General features: G+C 50.1%; 6 protein-coding genes, 1 tRNA gene and 1 pseudogene. 4 read left to right on the top strand and 4 right to left on the bottom strand.

What is annotated here, in order from left to right; translation table 11 throughout:
- Positions 1 to 647, bottom strand: a 647-nt coding sequence (locus Q0231_RS07750) for a D-alanyl-D-alanine carboxypeptidase family protein (RefSeq protein WP_299346892.1), incomplete at its 3' end; no start/stop codon positions are given.
- An 85-nt stretch (positions 648 to 732) separates the two neighbouring features.
- Positions 733 to 1314 carry a helix-turn-helix domain-containing protein gene (locus tag Q0231_RS07745; protein ID WP_299346890.1) on the bottom strand — a complete coding sequence of 194 codons (582 nt, stop codon included), beginning with the start codon at positions 1312 to 1314 and terminating at the stop codon, positions 733 to 735.
- 151 nt (positions 1315 to 1465) lie between these two features.
- Between Q0231_RS07745 and Q0231_RS07740 the strand changes: the two genes are divergently transcribed.
- Positions 1466 to 2542, top strand: a complete 1077-nt coding sequence (locus Q0231_RS07740; RefSeq protein WP_299346894.1) for a serine hydrolase domain-containing protein — start codon at positions 1466 to 1468, stop codon at positions 2540 to 2542.
- Positions 2543 to 2597: 55 nt separating this feature from the next.
- Here Q0231_RS07740 and Q0231_RS07735 read toward each other — a convergent pair whose 3' ends face one another.
- Entirely contained in the window at positions 2598 to 4610 is a 2013-nt protein-coding gene (locus Q0231_RS07735) for a methyl-accepting chemotaxis protein (RefSeq protein WP_299346889.1), read from the bottom strand.
- 340 nt (positions 4611 to 4950) lie between these two features.
- Here Q0231_RS07735 and Q0231_RS07730 point away from each other — a divergent pair, with 340 nt between their 5' ends.
- Positions 4951 to 5514 (top strand): NADPH-dependent FMN reductase, encoded by a 564-nt coding sequence (locus Q0231_RS07730; protein ID WP_299346887.1) that lies wholly within the window; start codon positions 4951 to 4953, stop codon positions 5512 to 5514.
- Positions 5515 to 5557: 43 nt separating this feature from the next.
- Here the strand turns inward: Q0231_RS07730 and Q0231_RS07725 are convergent.
- A tRNA-Leu gene (locus Q0231_RS07725) sits at positions 5558 to 5642 on the bottom strand.
- A gap of 132 nt (positions 5643 to 5774) precedes the next feature.
- On the opposite strand from Q0231_RS07725, the pseudogene Q0231_RS07720 reads away from it, so the two are divergent.
- Both Q0231_RS07720 and Q0231_RS07715 read left to right on the top strand, forming a co-directional pair.
- Positions 5775 to 5996 (top strand): annotated as a pseudogene (locus Q0231_RS07720) (YqaA family protein); the annotation flags it as partial.
- A partial coding sequence (locus tag Q0231_RS07715) for a phage terminase large subunit (protein WP_367274480.1) occupies positions 5930 to 6118 on the top strand: 189 nt, incomplete at its 3' end. The pseudogene Q0231_RS07720 and the gene Q0231_RS07715, both read left to right, overlap by 67 nt.

Below are 6118 nucleotides of genomic sequence, written 5' to 3'. Positions count from 1 at the left end.
TAGCCGGTTTTCAGGCCGGTCGTGCCACGAAATTTGGTGAGCAGAATATTGTATGAGGCCAATTTGGCCTTTCCAAATTCAACCGTGCGCGTGTCAAACATGCCATCATACTGCGGATATCGATTGCGGATCACCACAGAAAGAATGGCCAAGTCACGCGCACTTGTGACCTGTTCACTTTCATGCAGGCCATTTGGATTAACAAAAAAGGTATTGGAGAGCCCCAAGTTTTTCGCATGGGCATTCATTAGGGTGACGAATTTGCCTTCCGATCCGCCAATTGTTTCCGCCAACGCGATGGCTACATCGTTGGCCGATTTAACAATCAGCAAATAGAGCGCATCCTCTAGTGTTATTGCAGTGCCAACAGGAAAGCCCATTTTGCTGGGTGGCGCCTTAAGAGCATTCGCCGACATTATAACGGGCGTATCCAAGTTGACCTGCCCTGACGCAATGGCTTCAAACGTCACATAGGCCGTCATTAATTTGGTCAATGAAGCTGGATGCCAGGCAACCCCCGCATCTTCTTCAAAAAGCACTTCGCCACTTTGCATGTCGATCAGCAACTGGGGAATAGCCAACCCCGGCGCACTGGTCGCAATCAAAACCACAACAGCGATGAAAAACTGACGCAATCCGCGCATCATTACCCAACTTCTTTTGAAACGTGTCCAACTTGTACCCACACGTTCAGCCTGATGCAAATGCATTAAGGCAAAGTGATGGCCAACGTCAGCCCGCAGGGCTTAAACCCAATGTAATGAGGTGAAATTCACCCTCCTCCGACATTTCCAAACCTTTTGTATAGTCCAACACAAGTGAATCAATGCGCGCGGTCAGATCGTGGAGCTGTTTTGTGGTCAACGGCACAGTAAACTGCAATGCCAGAGCGTTACGTTTTTCTGTGCCCAATTGCGCCCGACCATCCAACAAAGAGCGGCGCAATGCACGCGCCGCCTGCCGATAGCCCGCCTCCCCATTGTCAGCAATTGCGGCCAAATAGGCTGGATCGCGATTAAGCGGATCGGTGGCCAAAAGGTGCGAAATCGGGCGATAAAGCTTTTCATTGCGTGCACCAGAACGGCGCTCGCCTGCCACAACCACCAGACCCACAGCCAACAATTTATCCATGTGATGATAGAGCGAATGCGGAGATTTGCCGATGCTCTGCGCAATTTCCTTGATGGAGCCTTCGCCCAAGCCAAGCAACCCTTGAAACAGAGCGCGGCTGGCTGGCGCACCCAAGGCATGCAATTGCTCAGGTGTCGTTAGAACAAATTCTTCTGCTGCATCTTGAATAGGGACATTTGGCATATTAAATATATCTCATATGTTTTAATATACTGAAAGCCCAACCTTTATGTTTCCACATTTTTTGCCCCTAAACCGTTTTGCAGTTGCAACTCTTTTCTCAATCACAAGTTTTTCCATAACCATCCCTAACGCGCGAGCCCAACCCGTGAACATGCCATCAGATATTCAAACACTTCTAGAGCAAAGACTACCAGAAATTCGGGAGGCTGCGGACCAATTCGGCAACGCGGGAATTGTGATGCACAAAGGGCAGATCATCGCGCAAAGTCAAAGCGGTGTGCGGCAAAAAGGAAAGCAGGACAAAATCCAGTCGACAGACAAATGGCATATTGGCTCCATTACTAAATCCATGACCGCCAGCATGATTGGGCGCCTCGTTGACAAAAACCAATTGGACTTTGACGCAACAATTGCTGAGCTATTGCCCAACCAGAAATCTCAAATCGATATCGCTTGGTACCCCGTTAAACTAATTGAACTGCTTCAACACACATCAGGCGCCAAAGGCAATTTCAACATTCCAACGATGCTCAACAACAGTTTCGCCGATGAAACCGCTTTGTTGCAAGCACGAGAAAAAGCAGTTTTGGGGGCACTTAGCAAACCGCCGCAGAATGCACCAAACACGACCTTTGCTTATTCAAATTTGGGGTACACCATCGCCGCCTACATTGCAGAGCAAGCCACCAACAAAAGCTGGGAAACGCTCGTGCAAGAGGAATTGTTCGCCCCCCTTCAGCTTTCAAGCGCGGGCTTTGGCGCGCCAAAGGGCGAACAACCGTGGGGCCATGCGACAAGGTTCTTTCTATTCACCAGCGCCGCTGACCCGCAAAGCCCTGGCTCTGATAACACACCAATCATCGGCCCAGCGGGCACAGTTCATATGTCGATAAGGGATTTGGCCCACTATGGGCAAATGCATTTGGACGCCCTAAATGGCAGCACTTCATTTATGTCAGCTACGACCGAAAGACGTTTGCACACCCCAAGCGAGCTGACCAAACACAATGAAAGATATGCCGCCGGCTGGATCATCATCCCCCCACGTACGCCATTGGATGGTGAAGTGCTTTTCCATAATGGCTCAAACACCATGTGGTACGCATTTCTGATCGTTGAACCTAAGCATGACATTGTCGCGGCCTTCACCACAAACACCGGCACAATAGAAGAATCTGAAGCACAATTTGGTGCACTATTTCAAGACCTGTTGCTCAAAATGGAATGAGCGGAAAGGTAAAAACCTTCCCGCCCACTTATTTCAATTGCCGCAATGGGGAGTGCTAGAATTCAGCCCAATCTTCACTGATCGCTGCATTGCCTTGGCTGGCATAAGAAGCCCTTGCCGGTGCAGCGGCCTTTTGCTGCGGAGCACGAACTTCAACTGGTTTTTCGTATGAGGCTGAACCGCTAATCCGAAACACATCAACGATTTCATCTAGTTCGCTGGCTTGAGTTTCAGTTTGTGCAATCGCAGCATTTGTTTCTTCCACAAGTGCTGCGTTGTGCTGAGTCATCTCGTCCATTTGGCGCACGGCAGTGCCCACTTCAGAAATGGCATTTGACTGTTCTTTTGAAGCCTGTGCAATTTCAGACATCAATGCCGCATTTTCTTGCACCGCAGAAAGCATCTCACCAAGCTTTGCCGACGCCCCAGAAACCAGTTTTGTTCCCTCGGCAACTTCGCCAGCACTTTGCTCAATCAATACTTTCACTTCTGAAGACGCTTGGGCCGCAGACTGTGCCAACCGTCGCACTTCAACCGCCACAACCGCAAAGCCCTTGCCCGCCTCGCCAGCGCGTGCCGCTTCCACAGAAGCGTTTAGCGCCAACAGATTGGTTTGGAATGCGATATCGTCGATCATGCCAATGATGTTGGAGATTTTGGATGATGAACTGGTAATTTTCTCCATGGCACCCGTCGCATGGGTCATCGCTTCCCCACCTTCAGATGCAAGCTGGGAAGCTTGGGCGGTCTTTTGCGTGGCCAATTGTGCTTTTTGCGCATTGTCGGCGACCGTTTCAGACAATTGCTCCATCGCAGCTGATGTTTCTTCAATGGTTGCCGCCTGGCGAGTTGTGCGCTCGCTCAGATCATTCGCACCGGTGAGAATTTCACCTGTGGCAGATTTCAAACCGCTTGACGTTTCACGCAGACGACCAACAATTTCTGTCAACCGATCAGCAACAGCATTGGTATCTTGCTTCAGTTTAAGGAACGAGCCCTGGTATTCGCCCTCAACACGCTGGGTCAGATCAGTTTTGGCCAGTGCGGCAAGCACTTCGCCCGTTTCACGCAAACCGCGCTCAACCGTATCCACCAATCCGTTCACGCTGGTGCCCAAAGTGTTCAGCTCTGGATCTGGAAACTCCATATCAACACGATTGGAAAAATCGCCCCGACCAGCAGCATCAACAACTTTGCCGAATGCCGTTTGCAGGTTCTGCATCATTTGCGCACGCTCTTCGCGTGTTTGTGCCTGTCGTTCGGTGTCTTCTTCGCTCAACTGGTCAATTTTCAGACCGTTCTCTCTAAAGATCTCAACCGCACGGGCCATTTCGCCAATTTCATCCTGCCGGTCTGCACCAACAACCTCAACCTCATACTCACGGGCGGCGAGTTTTCCCATCACCCGGGTCAAGCCATCAATCGGTTTCGTAATTGATCGGCCAATAACATAGGCCAAGATCAACAACGCACCAGCAATCGCGGCGGTTAACCCCAATTGCTGCATAATGGTTTCTTGGTTTGCGGCGCGCAAATCATCGATATAGACGCCAGTGCCAACGATCCATCCCCAAGGTGCAAAGTAAGAAACGTAGCTATTTTTATCGACCGGCGTCTTTTCTTTCCCGCGCGGCCAGACATATTCCATGAAGCCTGCGCCATCTTTTTTGGCAATGGCAATCATGTCGACAAAAATGGCCTTGCCATTCACGTCTTTCAGCCCCAGCTGATTGCCGCCCACAAGTTGCTTTGCAAATGGATGCATAATCATCACACCGCTATCGTCAACGGCAAAGAAATACTCGGCGCCACGGTATCGAATGTCCTCAATTGATCGCAGTGCAGCGGCTTGCGCTTCAGCAACACTTACCTCGCCCGCTTCTGCTCGATCAAAGTTGGCTTGCACGATTGCAATTGCGGAATCAGTGAGTGACACCAATTCTTGTGAGCGCAAATTTGTGCGCGTATTATTGATGTTGGAGATGCTCAAATAAGCCAACAGCCCAACTGTGAGCATGGACAGTGCCACCAATAAATAAATCCGTGCAGATATCTTGAGTTTATGCATGCCTTGTTACCCCGGCTAAAGTCTTGGAACACACACAATGTGCGTGGTCCAAAGCGCTAAATTCGACCAAGGGTGTGTTCAATCTTCGTTTTTTCAAGCGCGCGTTTGCCCCGACAACGCCCTAACGAGTATGCTACTTACCTGCCCCTTGGCCGGTTATGTACGGGCCAATGTGCCTCAAAATCAGTTAAGTAAGCATAAACCATTAGCGATTTTTTGCCGCAGGTGCCGCGGCGGCACGCCGCACCCCATTTCGATTGCGGCCGCTTCAAATAAGAAAAGATATTGCTTTCTTTATTCGATCGCCCTACAACAAAGAAAACTTCGAAAAGGTAACGACGTGTCCCATTCAGCAAGATTTCTAGGCATCGCTGGCAGCCTCCGGCAGAACTCGTATAATTTTCAATTGTTGGAAGCACTGCAAAAAAGCACAACACAGGAGCAAATCGACCTGGAAATCTATCAGGGTCTTTCAACCATACCGCTCTTTAATGAAGATATGAGACCCGTCGAGAAACGCCCCGCCGCCGTTCTAAACCTTTGCGAGAAGATCGAAAACGTCGATGGGGTGGTTATAGCAACACCAGAATATGCCCAATCCGTTCCAGGTGTTCTAAAAAACTTACTCGATTGGATATCAATCAGCCCGGCACTGAATGAAAAGCCTGTTGCCATATTGGGCGGCACCACAGGCGTCTGGGGTACCCGATATGCCCAAGCAAGTTTGCGCCACACCCTCGTTGCAATGGGAGCCTTTACCATGCAACGACCAATGGTGTTTGTGAACGACATCAAAAGCCAACTGCCAACACCAGACCAACCAATTAGCCCCGACTTGGAACAGCGACTAGACGCTTTTGCCCACGGCATGAAAAAATGGGTCCGGCTGCACGCTAAGGACTAAAAAACAAAACCCCGCCTGGCAAAAGCCAACCGGGGTTTTTGTTTGGTGCGGGTGGAGGGAATCGAACCCCCACTCCCGAAAGAACGGGATTTTGAATCCCGCGCGTCTACCAGTTCCGCCACACCCGCACTAAGGTGATGGGGGCGGAATATACTCAAAAACACCCCCGCGTCAATCACTGATTGACACGAATTTCAAACTGATTACATCTGTGGACCAAAAGGGCGGCTTGTCCTTGTCAGAATTTGAGGAAAAGTGACGTGATTAGACGCCTATATGACTGGGTTTTAGCGCTTGGCGCATCCAAACATGCCCCCAAAGCCCTTGGCGCCATCTCCTTCGCGGAGAGTTCATTTTTTCCCATGCCGCCAGATGTGATGCTGATCCCAATGGTTTTGGCCAAACGTGAAAAAGCGTGGTGGTTTGCGCTCATCTGCACCGTCGCATCCGTACTTGGCGGTCTTTTGGGCTATTACATTGGCGCGGCCTTGCTCGAAACATTAGTAATATCAAAAGTGCAGAGAGCATTAATATTTTATGGGTTGAAGAGGGTCAGGTTGTTAGTGAAGATAGCTGGCGAACACTGATCCCAACAATTCGCGCT

The organism is uncultured Maritalea sp., from assembly GCF_937139385.1.
In the GTDB taxonomy this organism is placed as follows: Bacteria; Pseudomonadota; Alphaproteobacteria; order Rhizobiales; family Devosiaceae; genus Maritalea; species Maritalea porphyrae_A.
The sequence above is the reverse complement of the archived record's forward strand: the minus strand, read 5'-3'. Positions and strand labels throughout refer to the sequence as shown.

What these genes read in the sequence shown, in the direction of transcription:
- Q0231_RS07745 (WP_299346890.1), bottom strand. Translation starts at nt 1,314, where the DNA reads ATGCCAAATGTCCCTATTCAAGATGCAGCAGAAGAATTTGTTCTAACG.
- Q0231_RS07740 (WP_299346894.1), top strand. Translation starts at nt 1,466, where the DNA reads ATGCCATCAGATATTCAAACACTTCTAGAGCAAAGACTACCAGAAATT.
- Q0231_RS07735 (WP_299346889.1), bottom strand. Translation starts at nt 4,610, where the DNA reads ATGCATAAACTCAAGATATCTGCACGGATTTATTTATTGGTGGCACTG.